The sequence below is a fragment of the Novosphingobium sp. genome, from assembly GCF_031417815.1.
Taxonomy (GTDB): Bacteria; Pseudomonadota; Alphaproteobacteria; order Sphingomonadales; family Sphingomonadaceae; genus Novosphingobium.
The window spans coordinates 1-18,166 of record NZ_JANOWI010000057.1; the positions used below are offsets into that span (position 1 = coordinate 1).

At 63.9% G+C, this 18,166-nt stretch carries 20 protein-coding genes; 12 read left to right on the top strand and 8 right to left on the bottom strand.

What is annotated here, in order from left to right; translation table 11 throughout:
* Positions 1–243 precede the first annotated feature (243 nt).
* Genes gcvPA through RMN99_RS14115 form a run of 4 tightly spaced genes read left to right on the top strand, consistent with a single transcriptional unit; the run spans position 244 to position 4,173 of the window.
* On the top strand, positions 244–1,611 hold the full coding sequence (gene gcvPA, locus RMN99_RS14100) for an aminomethyl-transferring glycine dehydrogenase subunit GcvPA (protein WP_309623963.1): 1,368 nt from the start codon (positions 244–246) through the stop codon (positions 1,609–1,611).
* The gene (gcvPB, locus tag RMN99_RS14105; protein WP_309623964.1) at positions 1,608–3,170 is read left to right on the top strand and encodes an aminomethyl-transferring glycine dehydrogenase subunit GcvPB; all 1,563 of its coding nucleotides are present in this window, start codon (positions 1,608–1,610) and stop codon (positions 3,168–3,170) included. The genes gcvPA and gcvPB overlap by 4 nt, the downstream gene beginning before the upstream one ends.
* Positions 3,171–3,184: 14 nt before the next feature.
* Positions 3,185–3,706 carry a CcdC protein domain-containing protein gene (locus RMN99_RS14110; protein WP_309623965.1) on the top strand — a complete coding sequence of 174 codons (522 nt, stop codon included), beginning with the start codon at positions 3,185–3,187 and terminating at the stop codon, positions 3,704–3,706.
* Positions 3,707–3,708: 2 nt separating this feature from the next.
* Positions 3,709–4,173, top strand: a complete 465-nt coding sequence (locus tag RMN99_RS14115) for an ABA4-like family protein (protein WP_309623989.1) — start codon at positions 3,709–3,711, stop codon at positions 4,171–4,173.
* A 5-nt stretch (positions 4,174–4,178) separates the two neighbouring features.
* Here the strand turns inward: RMN99_RS14115 and RMN99_RS14120 are convergent, their stop codons facing one another.
* Together RMN99_RS14120 and RMN99_RS14125 are read right to left on the bottom strand one after the other, a co-directional pair.
* Positions 4,179–4,310, bottom strand: coding sequence for an Entericidin EcnA/B family protein (locus tag RMN99_RS14120; protein ID WP_309623966.1), 132 nt, complete (start codon positions 4,308–4,310; stop codon positions 4,179–4,181).
* Between the two features lie 84 nt (positions 4,311–4,394).
* Positions 4,395–5,318: a DMT family transporter gene (locus RMN99_RS14125; RefSeq protein WP_309623967.1), complete on the bottom strand. Its 924-nt coding sequence runs from the start codon at positions 5,316–5,318 to the stop codon at positions 4,395–4,397.
* 22 nt (positions 5,319–5,340) lie between these two features.
* Here RMN99_RS14125 and RMN99_RS14130 point away from each other — a divergent pair, with 22 nt between their 5' ends.
* Positions 5,341–5,580 (top strand): hypothetical protein, encoded by a 240-nt coding sequence (locus RMN99_RS14130; RefSeq protein ID WP_309623968.1) that lies wholly within the window; start codon positions 5,341–5,343, stop codon positions 5,578–5,580.
* On the opposite strand, the gene RMN99_RS14135 is transcribed toward RMN99_RS14130, so the two are convergent.
* A complete protein-coding gene (locus RMN99_RS14135) occupies positions 5,577–7,118 on the bottom strand; it encodes a CpaF family protein (RefSeq protein ID WP_309623969.1) in 1,542 nt (513 codons plus the stop codon). The two genes, RMN99_RS14130 and RMN99_RS14135, sit on opposite strands and share 4 nt — an antisense overlap.
* 204 nt (positions 7,119–7,322) lie before the next feature.
* Here RMN99_RS14135 and RMN99_RS14140 point away from each other — a divergent pair, with 204 nt between their 5' ends.
* Positions 7,323–7,793, top strand: a complete 471-nt coding sequence (locus RMN99_RS14140) for a DUF6265 family protein (RefSeq protein ID WP_309623970.1) — start codon at positions 7,323–7,325, stop codon at positions 7,791–7,793.
* Positions 7,794–7,795: 2 nt separating this feature from the next.
* Positions 7,796–8,635 carry a PhzF family phenazine biosynthesis protein gene (locus RMN99_RS14145; RefSeq protein ID WP_309623971.1) on the top strand — a complete coding sequence of 280 codons (840 nt, stop codon included), beginning with the start codon at positions 7,796–7,798 and terminating at the stop codon, positions 8,633–8,635.
* A 206-nt stretch (positions 8,636–8,841) separates the two neighbouring features.
* Here the strand turns inward: RMN99_RS14145 and RMN99_RS14150 are convergent, their stop codons facing one another.
* The 5 genes from RMN99_RS14150 to RMN99_RS14170 form a co-directional block, all read right to left on the bottom strand.
* Positions 8,842–9,099, bottom strand: coding sequence for an ATP synthase F1 subunit epsilon (locus tag RMN99_RS14150; protein WP_309623972.1), 258 nt, complete (start codon positions 9,097–9,099; stop codon positions 8,842–8,844).
* 3 nt (positions 9,100–9,102) lie between these two features.
* On the bottom strand, positions 9,103–10,623 hold the full coding sequence (atpD, locus tag RMN99_RS14155) for a F0F1 ATP synthase subunit beta (protein ID WP_309623973.1): 1,521 nt from the start codon (positions 10,621–10,623) through the stop codon (positions 9,103–9,105).
* A 59-nt stretch (positions 10,624–10,682) separates the two neighbouring features.
* The gene (locus RMN99_RS14160) at positions 10,683–11,561 is read right to left on the bottom strand and encodes a F0F1 ATP synthase subunit gamma (protein ID WP_309623974.1); all 879 of its coding nucleotides are present in this window, start codon (positions 11,559–11,561) and stop codon (positions 10,683–10,685) included.
* Between the two features lie 128 nt (positions 11,562–11,689).
* A complete protein-coding gene (atpA, locus tag RMN99_RS14165; RefSeq protein ID WP_309623975.1) occupies positions 11,690–13,219 on the bottom strand; it encodes a F0F1 ATP synthase subunit alpha in 1,530 nt (509 codons plus the stop codon).
* A 43-nt stretch (positions 13,220–13,262) separates the two neighbouring features.
* The gene (locus tag RMN99_RS14170; RefSeq protein ID WP_309623976.1) at positions 13,263–13,817 is read right to left on the bottom strand and encodes a F0F1 ATP synthase subunit delta; all 555 of its coding nucleotides are present in this window, start codon (positions 13,815–13,817) and stop codon (positions 13,263–13,265) included.
* A gap of 158 nt (positions 13,818–13,975) precedes the next feature.
* On the opposite strand from RMN99_RS14170, the gene RMN99_RS14175 reads away from it, so the two are divergent.
* The 5 genes from RMN99_RS14175 (at position 13,976) to RMN99_RS14195 (ending at position 18,120) form a co-directional block, all read left to right on the top strand.
* A complete protein-coding gene (locus RMN99_RS14175; protein WP_309623977.1) occupies positions 13,976–14,656 on the top strand; it encodes a dienelactone hydrolase family protein in 681 nt (226 codons plus the stop codon).
* 5 nt (positions 14,657–14,661) lie between these two features.
* Positions 14,662–15,417 (top strand): type 1 glutamine amidotransferase domain-containing protein, encoded by a 756-nt coding sequence (locus RMN99_RS14180; protein WP_309623978.1) that lies wholly within the window; start codon positions 14,662–14,664, stop codon positions 15,415–15,417.
* Entirely contained in the window at positions 15,414–16,241 is an 828-nt protein-coding gene (locus RMN99_RS14185; RefSeq protein ID WP_309623979.1) for a TauD/TfdA family dioxygenase, read from the top strand. The genes RMN99_RS14180 and RMN99_RS14185 overlap by 4 nt, the downstream gene beginning before the upstream one ends.
* Positions 16,242–16,318: 77 nt before the next feature.
* Complete coding sequence (locus RMN99_RS14190; RefSeq protein WP_309623980.1) at positions 16,319–17,356, top strand: methylated-DNA--[protein]-cysteine S-methyltransferase; 1,038 nt, start codon at positions 16,319–16,321, stop codon at positions 17,354–17,356.
* Positions 17,356–18,120, top strand: a complete 765-nt coding sequence (locus tag RMN99_RS14195) for an isocitrate lyase/phosphoenolpyruvate mutase family protein (protein WP_309623981.1) — start codon at positions 17,356–17,358, stop codon at positions 18,118–18,120. The genes RMN99_RS14190 and RMN99_RS14195 overlap by 1 nt, the downstream gene beginning before the upstream one ends.
* Positions 18,121–18,166 lie beyond the last annotated feature (46 nt).

Genomic DNA, 18,166 nt, shown 5'->3' on the forward strand with positions numbered 1-18,166 from the left:
GGCAACGAGTGAATACCGCTTCCTCGCTTCGGTGCGCCAGCGCGGCACTGCGCTCGCCGGGACCAAGCGGATGACGGTATTGGCGGGACAGCGGAAGTTTTCAGCTTGAGGTCCTCCCCCGTTGGGGGAGGTGGCCCGCCGCAGGCGGGTCGGAGGGGGCATAGCCTCTCCACGTTGCCCCTCCGTCAGCGCTGCGCGCTGCCACTTCCCCCAAAGGGGGAGGACCGTGAAGGAAGAAGCTGAATGCGTTACCTACCACTGACCCCCGCCGAACGTACCGACATGCTGGGCGTCATCGGCGCAAACACAGTCGACGATCTGTTCGTCGATGTTCCCGCCGAAGCGCGGCTCTCCGGGCCGATCGCGGACTTGCCGATGCACGCCAGCGAAATGGCGGTTGAGCGTCACATGGCCGCGCTGGCGGGCAAGAACCTCGCCGCCAGCCAGGTGCCGTTTTTCCTCGGGGCAGGGGCCTATCGCCACCATGTTCCGGCCTCGGTCGATCACCTGATCCAGCGCGGCGAATTCCTGACCGCTTACACCCCCTACCAGCCCGAAATCGCGCAGGGCACGCTGCAGATGCTGTTTGAATTCCAGACGCAGGTGGCGCGGCTGCTGGGGACAGAGATCGCCAATGCCTCGATGTACGATGGCTCGACCGCTTGCTGGGAAGCCGTGGCGATGGCCGGGCGGGTGACCAAGCGCAGCCGCGCGGTGCTGTGTTCGGGGCTGCACCCGCACTACGTTTCGACCGTGCGAACGATGGCAAGGTTCACCGGCGATGTGATCGAATGGGCCGCGCCTCGGCTTGAGGCAGCGGCGGATGAAGTCGGCGTGATCGCCGCGATCGACGATCAGACCAGCTGCGTGGTGGTGCAGTATCCCGATATCTTGGGCCGCATTCCCGATCTGGCCGCAATCGCCGAAGCCGCTCATGCGCATGGCGCATTGCTGGTGGCGGTAGTGACCGAGCCGGTGGCACTGGGCTTGATCGAAGCGCCGGGCAATCTTGGCGCGGATATCGTGGTGGGCGAGGGCCAGTCGATCGGCGTCGGGCTGCAGTTCGGCGGGCCGTACCTCGGCCTGTTCGGGTGCCGCGAAAAGTTTGTGCGGCAGATGCCCGGGCGGCTCTGCGGCGAGACGGTGGACGCCGAGGGCAAGCGCGGTTTCGTGCTGACGCTTTCCACCCGCGAGCAGCACATCCGCCGCGAGAAGGCGACCAGCAATATCTGCACCAATGCCGGGCTTTGCGCGCTGGCCTTCTCGGTCCACATGACCTTGCTGGGCGGCGAAGGGCTGAGCCGCCTTGCCCGGTTGAGCCACGCCCGCGCGCAGCAAACTGCGGCGCGGCTGGCGAGGGTGCCGGGGGTGCCGGGGGTGCGGGTGCTCAACGATGTGTACGTCAATGAATTTGCGGTGGTGTTGCCAAAGGACGCACGCGATGTCGTGCGCCAACTGGCCGATAACCGTATCCTGGGCGGGGTTTCGCTCGGACGGCTTTATCCCGATGCACCTGATCTGGCGAACGGGCTGCTGATCTGCACCAGCGAAATGACCACCGATGCGGAGATCGAGGCGCTGGGCCAAGCGCTGGAAGGAGTACTGGCATGAATGCTCCCAACGCAAGCGGCTGGCAGCCCGAGATGGGCAACGCGGAAGCCGGAACCAGCCCCACCGCAAGCGGCGACCGCGCCTTGATGCTGGAGGAAGCGCTGATCTTCGAACTGCGCGAACCGGGCACGACCGGGGTTGATATCGACCAACCCGCTGCCCCGCCGCTGGCCGGTCTGGCCAGGTTCCTGCGCCAGGATATTGCCGCGCTGCCGGGGCTGAGCGAGCCCGAGACGGTGCGCCACTACACCCGCCTTTCGCGCCAGAACTATGCGATCGATCTGGGCCCGTTCCCGCTGGGATCGTGCACCATGAAGCACAACCCGCGGCTGAATGAAAAGGTCGCGCGGATGGCAGGCTTTGCCGATCTCCACCCGCTGGTCCCGCAGCAGGCAGCGGGCGGTGCATTTGAAGTGATCAACGAGCTGGCCCACTGGCTGATCACGCTGACCGGCATGCACGGCGTGGCGATGACCCCCAAGGCCGGCGCGCATGGCGAGCTGTGCGGGGTGCTGTGCATCAAGGCCGCGCTGGCTGCGCGCGGCGATACCCGCAATGTCATGCTGGTCCCCGAAAGCGCCCACGGCACCAATCCCGCCACCGCTGCCTTCGCCGGGTTCACGATCGAGAATATCCCCGCCACCGCCGAAGGCCGGGTTGATCTGGCGGCGCTGATGGCGCGGCTGGGACCCGATGTCGCGGGGGTGATGATCACCAATCCCAACACCTGCGGGCTGTTTGAGCGCGACATGAAGACCATTTCCGATGCGGTCCATGCCGCCGGCGGATACGTCTATTGCGATGGCGCGAATTTCAACGCGATTGTCGGCAAAGTCCGCCCCGGCGACCTTGGCATCGATGCGATGCACATCAACCTTCACAAGACCTTTTCCACCCCGCACGGCGGCGGCGGGCCGGGATCGGGGCCGGTGGTGCTCAGCGAAGCGCTGGCGCCCTATGGCCCGCTGCCGTTCACCGCGCGGCAGGCCGATGGCACTGTGTTGCTGATCGAGGAACAGGATGCTGCAGCCGAGCATCCGCACTCGTTCGGGCGGATGGCGGCGTTCCACGGCCAGATGGGCATGTTCACCCGTGCACTCGCTTATATCCTCAGCCACGGCGCCGATGGCCTGGCCCGGGTGGCCGAGGATGCCGTGCTCAATGCCAATTATGTGCTGCGCAGTCTCGATGGCGATCTGGACGCGCCGTTCGGTGGCTCAGGCCCGTGCATGCACGAGGCGCTGTTCAGCGATGTCGGCCTCGCCGATGGTTTCAGCACACTGGACTTGGCCAAGGGGCTGATCGACGAAGGGTTCCACCCGATGACGGTCTATTTCCCGCTGGTGGTCCACGGCGCGATGCTGGTCGAGCCGACCGAGACCGAAAGCAAGGCCGGGCTTGACCGCTTCATCGCTTCGCTGCGCAGCCTTGCGCAGCGCGCCAAAGCGGGCGATGAGAGCCTCAAGAGCGCACCCCACTTTGCCCCGCGCCGCCGCCTGGATGAAACCCAGGCCGCGCGCAAACCGGTGCTGGTGTGGAAGGGGGATGCGGCGGCCTAAGGGGAAAACCGACGATGGATATGAAAAACCTGCAAGGCTGGCTGCCGCTGCTGATCATTGCGGTGGTCTTTGCCTTCCGGTTCCGGGGTCTCAGCAAGCCCAAGCCGTTCCGGCCCGGCCAGCTGTGGATCGCACCGCTGATCCTGACCGCAGTTTTCACGCTTCTGGTGGTTTCGCTGCCGCCCAGCGCGACGGGCTGGTTGGTGATCGCGTTCGGTCTGGTGATCGGCGGGGCGCTCGGCTGGAAGCGCGGACACCTGCTCCATCTTGAGCGCGATCCTGAAAGCGGTGCGGTGATGATGCGGCAATCGCCCGCCGCGTTGCTGCTGGTGCTCGGCATCATCTTTGCGCGGCGTTCGCTGTCCGCCGGACTGGGGCTGGATGCAGGTGCGGCACCGGGCGGGGTGCCAAGCGCCGCCGCCATGCTGCTCACCGATGGCCTGCTGGGCTTTGCTCTGGGCATGGTTGTGGCGATGCGCTGGACGCTGTGGCAGCGCTTCAAGGCGCTGCCGGCGCATCAGCCGGAAGGGATTTGACCATGTGGCAAGCGCTGTTCGCCTTCACCAACATCTGGGCCATGCTGGCCTGGGTGCTGCTGGTGTTTTTCCCGCGCAAGCCGCTGACCTATTCGGCCTGCCTGTATCTGGGCGTGGCGCTGCTATGCCTGCTCTACACGGCGATGTTCGCGCTGGTGCTGGGCGGACTGGCTGATCCGCACCAGAGCGCGAGCAGCGGCACGCCAAGCTTCAGCTCGATCGAAGGGGTGCGCGCCTTTTTCGGCAGCGATGGCGGGGTGGTGATCGGCTGGACGCACTATCTGGCGTTCGACCTGTTCACCGGTCTGTGGATCAGCCGCGATGCCGATGCAAAGGGGTTCGGCCGGATCGCCCAGGCACCAATCCTGATGTTGACCTTTCTGGTGGGTCCGGTTGGCCTGCTAAGCTGGCTGGTGCTGCGCGAACGGGCCGCGCGGCGCCAAGCCAGAGCGAAGGCAGCGGCATAAGCCGATCAATTGATCGCGTCATCGCCCGACTTGCCGACCGATTCAATATCGCGGCCGAGGCCCTTGATGGTGTTGCAGGCGGAAAGCGAGGCCACGGTTGCGGCGGCGGCCAGCGTCAGAACAATCTTGCGGATCATAGGCTTTATCCTTCGTGTGTGGTTGCACCGGCATCAACGAACGAGGTGGGTCAAAAGTTCGTTAGCAATGCGATGAAGCGCCCTTCATTCGCCGCCACTTGCACTGGCGGGCGCGGCGCGGCGATGCAACAGGTGCTCACGCCAGGCGATGACCGCGCCGGCGGCGATGATGACCGGGGCACCCAGCCAGGTCGCAGTGGAGGGCAAATCGCCCCACAGCAGCCAGCCATACAGCGTCGCCCAGACCAGCGAGGAATAGTCCATCACCACCACGCTGGCGACCTGACCATAGCGCAGCGCCGCCGTTAGCAGCAGTTGCCCTAGCAGTCCGAGCATTCCGCCCGACAGCAGCAGGAACCACTGCCACGCAGAGTGCGGGGTGTAGAAAAACGGCAAAGCCACCAGCAGGATCGGCGTTGAAATCGCGGCGAACCAGAACACGATCGACAGCGATTCTTCGGTGCGGCTGAGATCGCGGACCTGAATCGAGATCAGCGCGACCATGAAGCCCGCACCCAGCCCCACGAAGGCGGCAAAGGGCGTCAAAGCGATCTGCCCGGGCTGGGCAATGATCACCACGCCGGCAAAGCCCAGCGCCACCGCCAGCCAGCGCACCGGGCCGACCCGTTCTTTCAGCAGCAACACCGACAGGATCACCGCGAAAACCGGTGTGGTGAACCCCAGCGCGGTCGATTCGGCCAAAGGCATCAGCAGCGGCGCGCCGAACGTGAAAACCATCCCGGTCAGCCCCAGTAAGGCTCGGCGCGCGTGGACCGGCAGGCGCCTGGTCTTCAGGCGTTGCAATTGCCCGCGCGCTGCCAGCCAGCCCAGCACCAGCACGATCGTCGGCAGTTGCCGCCAGAACAGGATTTCGGGAAACCGCACTCCGCTCTCGGCGGTGAACTTGACCAGCATGAACAGCGTCGACAGCACCAGCGCCGCCATCAGCCGCAGACCTAGCGCATATAGCGGACGCTGAACCGGCGGGGCAGACTGGACAGATTGCATCGGCTGGCTCTAACGCGCGGGCATGGACTGGCAAGCAGACATATCGCACTGGCTGAACGCCGATTGGGTGATCTACCTGTTGCTGCCGGGGCTGGCCGCGCTGGCGCTGGCGGTGCTCGGCTGGCGCAAGGAACGCGCGCGCAAAAACCGCAGCGATCCCGATGCTGTGCCGTTGCTGCCGTGGCGCGACATCTCGTTCTGGTCGAGCTTTGCCGCGCTGCTGCTGCTCGCAGCGGCGGCCTATAACGCCATCGCCGGTTAGAGGCACGCCTCAAGGTAAGCCTGATCGAACCCGAACATCCGCGCCTTTTCGAGCGTATAGGGCCGCAGACCCGACGAGCGGAATTCGCCGATGATCTTGCCGTCATCGCTTTCGTCAAGATATTCGAACTTGAACAGCGACTGGGTGACGATCACTTCGCCTTCCATCCCGATTACCTCGGTGATTTCGGTGGTGCGGCGCGAGCCATCGCGCAGACGTTTTACCTGGACGATCAGATCGACCGATTCGGCGATCTGGCGACTGATGGCTTCCTTGGGGATCTTGATATCGCCCATCAGGATCATGTTTTCCATACGGCCGAGGCATTCGCGTGGGGAATTGGCGTGCAGCGTGCACATCGAACCATCGTGGCCGGTGTTCATTGCGGCGAGCAGATCGAAGGCTTCCGCGCCGCGAATTTCGCCCAGAATGATCCGGTCAGGCCGCATACGCAGCGCGTTTTTCACGAGATCGCCGATGGTGATCGCGCCCTGGCCTTCAAGGTTGGGCGGGCGGGTTTCAAGCGGCAGCCAGTGCGGCTGCTGCAGCCGCAGTTCGGCCGCATCTTCGATCGTCAGCACGCGCTCGCCCGGGTCGATCATCTTTGACAGGGCGTTGAGCATGGTGGTCTTGCCCGAACCGGTACCGCCCGAGATCACCACGTTCATCCGGCAGGCTCCGGCGATCTTCAGCGCGGTCGCCATCTTTTCACTCATCGAACCGAAGTCCTTGAGCATGTCTATGGTGATCGGCTTTTCGGAAAATTTACGAATCGAGATCGCGGTGCCGCGCAGCGATAGCGGCGGGACGATCACGTTGACGCGGCTGCCGTCTTTGAGGCGGGCGTCGGCCAGCGGCGTGGTCTGATCGACCCGGCGGCCGACCTGGTTGACGATCCGCTGGGCGATCTGGAACAGATGCTGTTCATCGCGGAACTGGATATGGGCGAGTTGCAGCTTGCCCTTCTTTTCGATGTAGGTCTGCATCGGGCCGTTGACCATGATGTCCGAGATATCGGGATCGCCCAGCAGCTCTTCGAGCGGACCGAAGCCCAACAGCTCATCGATCAGCACCTTTTCCAGCGCGAACTGTTCGCGCCGGTTGAGCGTGACCTTGAGCTCGGCCAGCACTTCCATGATGATCGGGCGGAATTCTTCCGACAGTTCATCCTTGGAAAGCGTTGCCGCCGCTTCGGGATCGACGCGTTCGAGCAGGCGCGGCAGCACCTGTTCCTTGATCTTGTGGACCGAAGCTTCGAAGCCTTCGGCAATATGCTGGTTTTCGACCACGCCGTTGACGCGGTCCTGCAGGCGGGTCATCGCATCGGCGCGCTGATTGTTCCCCCCGCCCATATCCATCGGCGGCAGCGGCGCACCGGTATCCTCGCCGGGAAGCGGCGGGAACTGTTCACCGCCCAGCGGGGCGGATTGCTGAGACGACGAACGCGACGGATCGCCGCCGCCCTTCATCGGACGCGCGACACCGAATTGCGGGCGGGCTCCTTGTCCCGCGCCACCGCGGCGGCCAAATGCGCTCATCGTATCCCTACCTTTATCCTGCGGGCCAACCTGCAACGAATATGGCTACCCCGTCATCTATCGAGATGGTGAATAAGTCGGAAACTTTGAGGAATTCCTAATGGCACCGCCGCTGCGCTGCGTGGAACCGGTTTGCTGGCTTTGCATGCCCACCGATGGCACGCTAAAGCACGGGTTCACCTTGCCCACGCAAGAGAGACGAACATGAAAAAACTGATACTCGCTATATTGCTGATTGCCGCTCCGCTTGTCGCGCAGGCCCCGCGCGGCGCGGCCTTGCCCGAATGGCTGGCCGGCAGCTGGACCATGGAGGAAGGCGCGAACTGGGCCGACGAGGTGTGGATGAACCCGCGCGGCGGATTGATGCTGGGGGTCAGCCGCGGCGGCTTCGGGTCAGAGCTGCAATACTGGGAAAGTGCGCAGATCAAGAAAAAACCTGATGGCACAATCAGTTATTTCGCGCAGCCGCAGGGCAAGCAGCCGGTTGAATTCCCGATGGTCCTGGTCAGCGAAGAAGCAATCGAATTTGCCAATCCGGCGCACGATTTCCCGCAGCGGATCCGCTATTGGCGACAGGGCAAGCTGCTAATGGCCGAAGTATCGCGGCTCGATGGCAGCGATGCGCAGCGCTGGAACTATCGCCCGGTGGTGCCGCCGCGCGATCAGGTGGAATAGCCATGCGCCAGCGCCCTTTCGCCCAGGTCGATGTCTTCACTGCGGTGCCATACAAAGGCAATCCGGTGGCGGTGGTGCTCGATGGGGAAGGGCTGTCCGATGCGGAGATGCAAGCTTTCGCCAATTGGACCAACCTTTCAGAGACCACCTTTGTGTTGCCGCCCAGCGATCCGGGTGCGGATTACCGGGTGCGGATTTTTACCCCTAAGGATGAGCTGCCGTTTGCCGGGCATCCGACGCTGGGCACTGCGCATGCGGTGATCGAGGCCGGGATTGCTAAACCCAAGGCCGGCCGTCTGGTCCAGCAATGCGCGGTGGGTCTGGTCGAACTGACTGTGGGTGATGACAGCCTGTCATTCCGCCTGCCGCGCTATGCGGTGCGCGAACTGGCCGATCCCGAAGCCAGCGCCTGGCTGGGCGAAGGGGTGACCTTGGTCGGACGCCCGCAAGCGGTTGATGTTGGCCCGGTGTGGCTGGTGGCGCAATTGGCCGACATCGCAGCGCTGGAAAACCTCGCGCACGATCCGGCGCGGCTGACCCGCTATTACGAAGCCAATGGCCTGACCGGAGCGACAATCTTCGCGCTCGATGGCGAACAGGTGGTCGTCCGCTCGTTCGCGCCGGGGGACGGAATCCCCGAAGACCCGGTCTGCGGCAGCGGCAATGCGGCGGTGGCGGCATGGCGGCTGGTTTCGGGGCAGGTTTCGCCCGGGGATAGCTATGTGGCGAGCCAAGGGCGACAGATCGGCCGCGATGGGTATATCCGGATCCGCTTCGAGGGCGAGGATGTGCATGTCGGCGGGCAATGCGTGACCTGTGTGACAGGCGAGGTGTCGCTCTAGTTCCTCTCCATTTTTGGCGAATGCCACAAATGGGGAGGTGGATCGTCCGCAGGACGAGACGGAGGGGTTTCTGGGCATGCCTCGATACCCCTCCGTCAGTGCTTCGCACTGCCACCTCCCCATTTGCACTGCGTGAAAATGGAGAGGACCAAACGGAAAAGGGCGGCCCGCAGGCCGCCCTCAGTCGCTTTAAGCAGCGAAAACCCTCAGCCTTCGACGCGTTCCGCCAGGATCGTCAGCCCGTTGTCGCCCACTTCGGCGAACCCGCCCGAGACGCGGATTTCCTCAGGCACGGCGCCGTCGGTCTTGTAGATCCGCACCGTGCCGTCGCGCATCGTGGTCATGAATGGCGCGTGGCCCTCCAGCACGCCTTCCTCGCCCTCGGTGCCGGGAACGACGACCATATAGACGTCGTCCGAGCGGACGAGGCGGGCCGGGGTGACGAGTTCGAAGTGGAGCGGCATGGCTTAGGCGTCCTCAGCCATCTTCTTGGCCTTTTCAATGGCTTCGTCGATCCCGCCGACCATGTAGAAGGCGCTTTCGGGCAGGTGATCGTATTCACCGTCAACCACCGCCTTGAAGCTCTTCACGGTGTCTTCGACCTGGACGAACTTGCCCGGGATGTTGGTGAACACTTCGGCGACGTGGAACGGCTGCGACAGGAACCGCTGGATCTTGCGCGCGCGGGCGACGGTGAGCTTGTCCTCTTCCGAAAGTTCGTCCATCCCAAGGATCGCGATGATATCCTGCAGCGACTTGTACTTCTGCAGCGTTTCCTGAACCCGGCGCGCGGTGTCATAGTGGACCTGGCCGACAACCGCCGGGGTCAGCACGCGGCTGGTCGAGTCGAGCGGATCGACCGCCGGGTAAATCCCCAGCTCCGAGATTGCGCGGTTGAGCGTGGTGGTCGCGTCTAGGTGGGCGAACGAAGCGGCAGGGGCGGGATCGGTAAGATCGTCGGCCGGAACGTAGATCGCCTGGACCGAAGTGATCGAGCCCTTGTTGGTCGAAGTGATGCGTTCCTGCAGCTGGCCCATGTCGGTGGCGAGCGTCGGCTGATAGCCCACCGCCGACGGAATACGGCCGAGCAGCGCCGACACTTCGGACCCGGCCTGGGTGAAGCGGAAGATGTTGTCGACGAAGAACAGCACATCCTGACCTTCTTCATCGCGGAAGTATTCGGCCATGGTCAGACCCGAGAGCGCGACGCGGGCACGCGCGCCCGGGGGTTCGTTCATCTGGCCGAACACCAGCGCGACCTTGGAACCTTCAGGGGTCGGGTTGCCGTCCTTGTCCTTGGCGATGACGCCTGCGTCGAGGAATTCGTGGTAGAGATCGTTGCCTTCACGGGTGCGTTCACCCACGCCGGCGAACACCGAAACGCCGCCATGACCCTTGGCGATGTTGTTGATCAGTTCCTGGATCAGCACGGTCTTGCCGACGCCAGCGCCGCCGAACAGACCAATCTTGCCGCCGCGCGCATAGGGCGCGAGCAGATCGATCACCTTGATGCCGGTGACGAGGATCGCCGCTTCGGTCGACTGGTCGACGAACAGCGGGGCTTCGGCATGGATCGGGTTGCGCTTGGCAGCGTTTACCGGGCCCTGCTCGTCGATCGGCTCGCCAATCACGTTCATGATCCGGCCCAGCGTCATCGGGCCCACCGGCACCGAGATCTGCGCGCCGGTGGCGGTGACCGGCTGGCCGCGGGTCAAACCGTCGGTGGCGTCCATGGCAATCGTGCGGACGGTGTTTTCGCCCAGATGCTGCGCCACTTCGAGCACCAGCCGGTTGCCGTTGTTATCGGTTTCAAGCGCCGAAAGGATCGCCGGCAGCGCGCCGGTGAAAGTCACGTCAACGACCGCGCCGATAACTTGGCTAATCTTGCCGGTGGCGGCGACACTGGGGGCTACCTTGGGAGCGGCCTGCTTGGCCGGTGTCTTGGCGGCGGGGGCCTTGGTGGTCTTGGTCTTGGCTGCGATGGCCATGTCTCGTTCCTTGCCTTGAAAGTCTTAGAGCGCTTCAGCGCCAGCGATTTAGTCCGTTGCTACAGGGCTTCCGCGCCTGCAATAATTTCGATGAGTTCGGTCGTGATCGCGGCCTGGCGGCTGCGGTTGTACTGGATGGTCAGCTTGTTGATCAGATCGCCTGCGTTGCGCGTGGCGTTATCCATCGCGGTCATCGAGGCGCCTTGCTCGCTGGCCTGATTTTCCAGCAGCGCACCGAACAACTGCGTGCGCAAATAGCGCGGCAGCAGCGCGGCGAGGATTTCTTCCTCGTCGGGTTCATAATCGACCGCGCTCGAAACCGCATTGGCGGCTTCGACCTTGGGGGTGGGGACAGGCACGATCTGCTGCCGGGTCGGCACCTGCGTCAAGGCGTTCTGGAAGCGCGCGAAGAACAGGTGGGCGATGTCGAACTTGCCAGCGTCGAACAGCGCGAGCAGTTCGGCGGCGACCTTCTCGGCCTCGGCATAACCGGGTTCACGCACGGCGGTGGTGTCGTAACTCGCCAGGATCGCCTTGGGATAGGCACGGCGGATCACCGCGCGGCCCTTGCGGCCGATCAGATAGAACAGCACGGTCTTGCCCTGGCCTTCCAGTTCACGCGCCGCGATCAAGGCTGACTTGACGATGTTCGAATTGAACGCGCCGCACAGGCCCTTGTCGCTGTTGGCCACGACCAGCAGGTGGACCTGATCCTTGCCGGTCCCGGCCAGCAGCTTGGGGCTGCTTTCGGAAACGGTCACCTTGCCCGCGATCGACGCCATGACGGCGGCCAGACGGCTGGCATAGGGACGTGCGGCCTCAGCCGCGGCCTGCGCCTTGCGCAGCTTGGCGGCGGCGACCATCTGCTTGGCCTTGGTGATCTTCTGGGTCGATTTGACCGAGTTGATCCGCCCTTTGAGTTCCTTGAGTGAAGCCACTCTAAATTCTCCAATTCGTCATTCCCGCGAAGGCGGGAACCTATCTCCTGACCTCGCCTCCAAACGAACTGTCCGGAGATGGGTCCCCGCCTTCGCGGGGATGACGATCAGTGTTTCAACTTCAATCGTTAAGCGAACTGCTTGCCGAAGGCTTCGAGCCCGGCGACGGTGGCCTTCTTGGCCTCGTCCCCGAAATCGCGGCTGTCACGGATCAGTTTCAGCGCATCGGCATGGCTTTCGCGCATGAAGCTGAGCATTTCGGCTTCGTAGCGGACCACATCGCCGGTCGGGATGCTGTCCAAAAAGCCGTTGGTGCCGGCAAAGATCGACACGGTCTGCTCTTCGAACGGCAGGGGCGAAAACTGCGCCTGCTTGAGCAGCTCGGTCAGCCGCGCGCCGCGATTGAGCAGCTTCTGCGTGCTGGCATCAAGGTCCGAACCGAACTGCGCAAAGGCCGCCATTTCGCGATACTGCGCCAGCTCCAGCTTGATCGAGCCCGAAACCTTCTTCATCGCCTTGGTCTGGGCAGCGCCGCCGACGCGTGACACCGACAGACCGACGTTGATCGCCGGGCGCACGCCTTGATAGAACAGCCCGGTTTCAAGGAAGATCTGGCCATCGGTGATCGAGATCACGTTGGTCGGGATATAGGCCGAAACGTCACCGGCCTGGGTTTCGATGATCGGCAATGCGGTCAGCGAACCGCCGCCCTGGTTGTCGTTCATCTTGGCCGCGCGCTCGAGCAAACGTGAGTGCAGATAGAACACGTCGCCTGGATAGGCTTCGCGGCCCGGCGGGCGGCGGAGCAGCAGCGACATCTGGCGGTAAGCCACGGCCTGCTTGGAAAGATCGTCGTACACGATCACGGCGTGCATGCCGTTATCGCGGAAGAATTCGCCCATCGTCGCGCCGGTGTAGGGCGCGAGGTATTGCAGCGGGGCGGGTTCCGAGGCGGTTGCGGCAACCACGATCGAATATTCCATCGCGCCGTTTTCTTCGAGCTGGCGCACGATCTGCGCCACAGTCGAACGCTTCTGGCCGACCGCGACGTAGATGCAGTACAGCTTCTTCTTCTCGTCAGTGCCCTGGTTGGCTTCCTTCTGGTTGATGAAGGTATCGATCGCCACGGCGGTCTTGCCGGTCTGGCGATCGCCGATGATCAGTTCGCGCTGACCGCGGCCGACGGGAACGAGCGCGTCAATCGCCTTGAGCCCGGTCTGCACTGGTTCGTTCACCGACTGGCGCGGGATGATCCCCGGGGCCTTCTTTTCAACGCGCATGCGGACCGCATCCAGAATCGGACCCTTGCCGTCGATCGGATTGCCGAGCGCATCGACCACGCGGCCGAGCAGGCCCTTGCCGACGGGAACGTCCACAATCGTGCCGGTCCGCTTGACCACATCGCCTTCGCGGATTTCAGCGTCCGAACCGAAAATCACCACGCCGACGTTATCGGCTTCGAGGTTAAGCGCCATGCCCTTCACCCCGTTGGCAAATTCGACCATTTCACCGGCCTGGACATTGTCCAGCCCGTGGATGCGGGCGATCCCGTCCCCTACCGAGAGCACCGAACCGACTTCCGAGACCTGGGCCTGGGTGCCGAAATTGGCGATCTGGTCCTTGATGACCTTCGAGATTTCTGCGGCGCGGATATCCATTGCGAATTAGCCTTTCATCGACTCTTTGCGGGCGTAGGGGCTTTTAGCCCTTCATCGCCTGCGCGAGGGTGTTCAAACGGGTGCGGATCGAGCTGTCGATCTGAGTCGAGCCAATCCTGACGATCAGACCACCAAGCACGTCGGGATCGACATGGGCGGTAAGTTTCACATCCTTGCCTTCGCGCAGCCGGAGCTTGGCGGCGATTTCCGCCAGCTGCCCCGCATCGAGCGGATGGGCGCTAGTCACTTCGGCGGATACTTCGCCGCGGGCGGCGGCGGCAATCGCGGCGAAAGCGCGGATAGTATCGGGCAGCTTGGCCAGCCGGCCGTTCTGCGCCAGCACGCCCACGAACTGCGTGGTCAGCGCCGATAGCTTGAGCGCTTTGGCCAAGGCGGCAATCGTCTGCCCGGCGGCATCGCGGCCGAGGCGGGGGTTGCGAATCAATGCGGCCAATTCATCCGAAACGGCCAGCGCCTCACCCATCGCGGCGAGGTCTTTTTCGACCGCGCTGACTTTGCCGGATTCGCTCGCCAATTCAAATAATGCAGAGGCGTAGCGCCCTTGCAAACTTGCGGTTATGCCGCCGGAATTCTCCACGCGCTCAGGTTCCTTGCATCGGGTGCAGTGGCGGGGCGGATCGGCGTGCAGTGCACACTTTCACCCCTGTGACGGGGGCGCGCATAGCCATGATTGTGCTGCGATGCAAGGTGGGGCAAGGAACTTCCCGAAGAGGAATGCAGCGAAGGGGATTTTGAATGGGCGATTGGCTCAAGCTGACTCTGTCCGATAGACACCAGATGCCCTGCTATCACGCTATCCCCGCGGGCGAGCGGCGCGGCGGGCTGGTGCTGGTGCAGGAAATTTTCGGCGTAACCGAACATATCCGCGAGCTGTGCGAGGAGTATGCCGGGGATGGCTACGAAGTGATCAGCCCGTCGCTGTTCGACCGGCAGGAACCGGGCTGCGAGCTGGGCTATTCGGGCGCAGACTGGGAACGCGCGGTGCAAATCGCACGGGGCGAGCATGATTGGGACCAGGGGATCGACGATACCGCCCGCTGCGTGGCCTGGATGAAGGAACGGGGCGGGCCGGTGTTCATGGTCGGCTATTGCTTTGGCGGATCGGTTTCGTGGCGGATGGCGCAGCTTTCGGACGATCTCGACGGCGTGAGCTGCTATTACGGCGGATACGTCGCCACCCGCTTCGCCGATGAAGCACCCAAATGCGCCGCGATCACCCATTTCGGCCGCTACGATTCGATGGTGCCGATCGAGCCGGTCGAAAAGCTGATCGACAAGGCGCATCCCACCGCGCAGCACTTTATCTATGAGGCCGGGCACGGCTTCAATTCGGACCGGCGCAAGGACTATCATCCCGAAAGCGCCGAACTGGCCAAGGAACGGACCTTGATGCTGTTCAAGGCGCTGGGGGGTTAGGGCGCTTGGCCAAGATCCTGATCATCCTGCCCGAAGCCGACTATGACCCCTCGGAAGTGGCCTTGCCGTGGCTGGTGTGGAGCGAGGCCGGGCACCGGATCACCTTTGCGTGCCGGAACGGCCAGCCCAGCTATGCCGATCCGATCACCGTGACCGGGGCAGGGCTGCCGGTGCTGGCCGCGACATTGAAGATGCGGATGGAAGCAGAGGAAGCCTATACCCGGATGATCGCCAGCGCGGAGTTTCTGAAGCCGATCACCTGGGCCAAGGCGGGTGCCAAACACTACGATGCGCTGCATTTTCCGGGCGGTCATGCGCCGGGAATGAAAAGCTATTGCGAAAGCGCCGAGGTGTTTCGGCTGGCCAAGGAGGCCTTTGCCGCAAACCAGCCGGTCAGCGCGATCTGCCACGGGGTGCTGCCGCTGGCCCGGGCCGGGGTGTTGCGGGGACGGCGCACCACTGCGCTGACGCACATTCAGGAAGAAATCGCGGTACGGCTCACTAACCGCGCCTTACCCGGCCACTATCGCACCTATCCGGTCAGCGTGGAGGACGAGGTGCGCCAGCGGATCGGCAAGGCGGGCACGTTCGAGCGCGGCCCGCTGTTCCCGCGCTATGCCGGACGCAAAAGCCCGAACGCCGGGTTCGTGGTGCAGGACGGCAATTACCTCTCGGCGCGCTGGCCGGGGGACGCGTGGACTTTGGCCTTGCGGCTTGTTGCACATCTGCGCAAACTTGTGGCCGAGGGAGACAAACCATGAAAGTTTCACCGCTTTCCGAAGCTCTGGGCGTCGAAGTGACCGATGTGCAATTGGCCGAACTGGACGGTGCCGCGCTTGATGCTCTCAAAACCCAGGTGTTTGAAAACGGCATAGCGGTGATCCGCGATCAGCAGCTTTCGCCCGAACAGCACATTGCCTTTGCCAAGCGCTGGGGCGGGATCGACGTCAATCCGTTCTTCCCCACCAATTCTGGCTGGCCCGAAATCGCCGAAGTGCGCAAGGCGGAGACCCAGCGTGTGAACATCGGCGGCGGTTGGCACACCGATCATAGTTACGATGAGATACCGGCAATGGGCTCGATCCTGGTCGCGCGGGAGCTGCCACCAAGCGGAGGCGACACGCTGTTTGCCAGCATGGGCGCTGCCTACGATTCGCTCTCGGATGGTTTGAAGCAGACGCTGGACACGTTGCGAGCGGTCCATTCAGCAGACCATATCTATCAGCCCGGCGGCTTCTATTCCAAAACCGACCAGGCGGCGGAGTTGACCGGACAGGAGCTTTCGACCCGCGCGGTTCATCCTGTGGTGATCCGTCACCCGGTCACTGGTCGCAAATTGCTTTACGTCAATGCGGGATTCACGCTCCACTTTGAAGGCTGGACTCGCGAGGAAAGCCTGCCGCTGCTGGCCTATCTCTATGAATTGGGCGCGCGCGAGGAATTCCAGTGCCGGGTTGAATGGCAACCGGGTTCGGTGGCGATCTGGGACAACCGCGCGACCTGGCATCTGGCGATGAATGATTACCACGGCCATCGCCGGGTGATGCACCGGATCACGCTGACCGGCGACCCGATCGCAGCCTGACCGGCTTTGACCGCAAGGTGCGGGACGCAGGGCGAATGCACGATGGCTAGGGTCTTGCCATTCGAAGGAGCCCTGCCATGACTGTCACGATGATCCGCCCGAGCGACGAAGATTGCTGGACCGCCGCATTGGCCCGAGACCGGGCCTTCGATGGCCGCTTCGTCTCGGGCGTGCTCTCCACCGGCATCTATTGCCGCCCGAGTTGCCCGGCGCGCCACCCGCACCGCCACAACGTCCGCTTCTTCGCCAATGGGGCCGAAGCGCGCGCCGCCGGTCTGCGCCCGTGCAAGCGCTGCTCGCCTGATGATGTGTCGCGCGACGAACGCGCCGTGCTGGCGGCCATCGCGGCGATCAAGGCGGCGGAGCAGCCCTTGGCACTGGCAGCCTTGGCCGAAGAGACCGGCTATTCGCCGAGCCACTTCCAGCGCGTCTTCACCCGCCACACCGGACTGTCGCCTGCCGCCTATGCCCGTGCGCTGATGGCCGAGCGCGCGGCCGAGGCCTTGACCGGAGAGGGCCGGGTCACGCAAGCGATCTATGCTGCGGGCTATTCGGGCCCGTCGCGGTTCTATGAAGCCAATCAGGGGAGACTGGGGATGGCGCCTTCGGCCTGGGCAAATGGCGGCAAGGGCGCGGCGATCCATTGGGCGGTGGTGGAAACCTCGCTCGGATCGATGCTGGTTGCCGCGACCGACAAGGGGGTTTGTCGCTTGTCGTTTGGCGAAAGTTGCGCGGCTCTGGAAGCGCGCTTTCCCAAGGCCGAACTGGTCGAGGGCGGGGCCCACTTCGCCCGCTTGCTCAAGCAGGTCGTCGATGCGGTCGAAGCTCCCGGCGATTTCAGCCACATCCCGCTCGACGTGAAGGGCACCGCGTTTCAGGAAGCGGTCTGGCGCGAATTGCAGAAGATCCCGGCGGGCGAAACCCGCACCTATGCCCAGCTCGCCGCCGCCGTGGGTAAGCCCAAGGCGGTACGCGCGGCGGGCAGTGCCAACGGGGCGAACAACGTAGCGGTGCTGATCCCGTGCCACCGCGTTATCCGCACCGGCGGGCATCTGGGCGGTTACGCCTATGGATTGGATATCAAGCGCAAGCTCTTGGAAAAGGAAGCAAAGTGATGGACAAGATCGAGGCATTCCGGGCGCTGCACGTTCCCGGTGATCCGCTGATGCTGTTCAACATCTGGGATGCCGGCAGCGCCGAGGCCGTGGCGGGGGCGGGGGCCAAGGCGATTGCCACCGGCAGCTTCGGCGTGGCCGAAGCGCAAGGTTTCAAGGATGGAGAGGATTTTTCAATCGAGGACGCGCTGCGCAATCTGGAACGGATTGTGTCGATCACCGATCTGCCGGTAACGCTCGATTTCGAGAGCGGCTATGGCGATGATCGCGCGGCGGTCACCGCCTCGGCCCAGCGCGCCCGCGCTGCCGGTGCCGCGGGCATCAACATGGAAGACCGCATGCCCGGCGAAACCGCGCTGCTGCCGCTGGATCAGGCGGCCGAGCGGGTGGCGGCAGCGGCATCCACCGGACTGTTCGTCAACGCGCGCTGCGATGTCTATCGGGGGGTCAAGGGCGAAGACTATGGCCAGCACCTGATCGATGCCGTGCTCGAACGCGCCAATGCTTATGCAGCGGCCGGGGCTGGCGGATTGTTCGTGCCGTTTCTTGGCGATCACTCGACGATCAAGGCGATCTGCGCCGCATCGCCGCTGCCCGTCAACATCCTGTGGGGACCGGGGCGCGGCACTCGCGCAGAACTGGCAGCGCAGGGCGTCGCCCGGATCAGCTATGGCCACGGCCCCTGGGCGGCGGCGATGGAGTGGCTGGCCGGACAAGCGCGCGCGGTCTTCACCGGCGACATTGTGCCCTACGCCGCCGATTGAACGGGTTGACCCCCATCGGCATACTGTATTATTCATGCAATACACT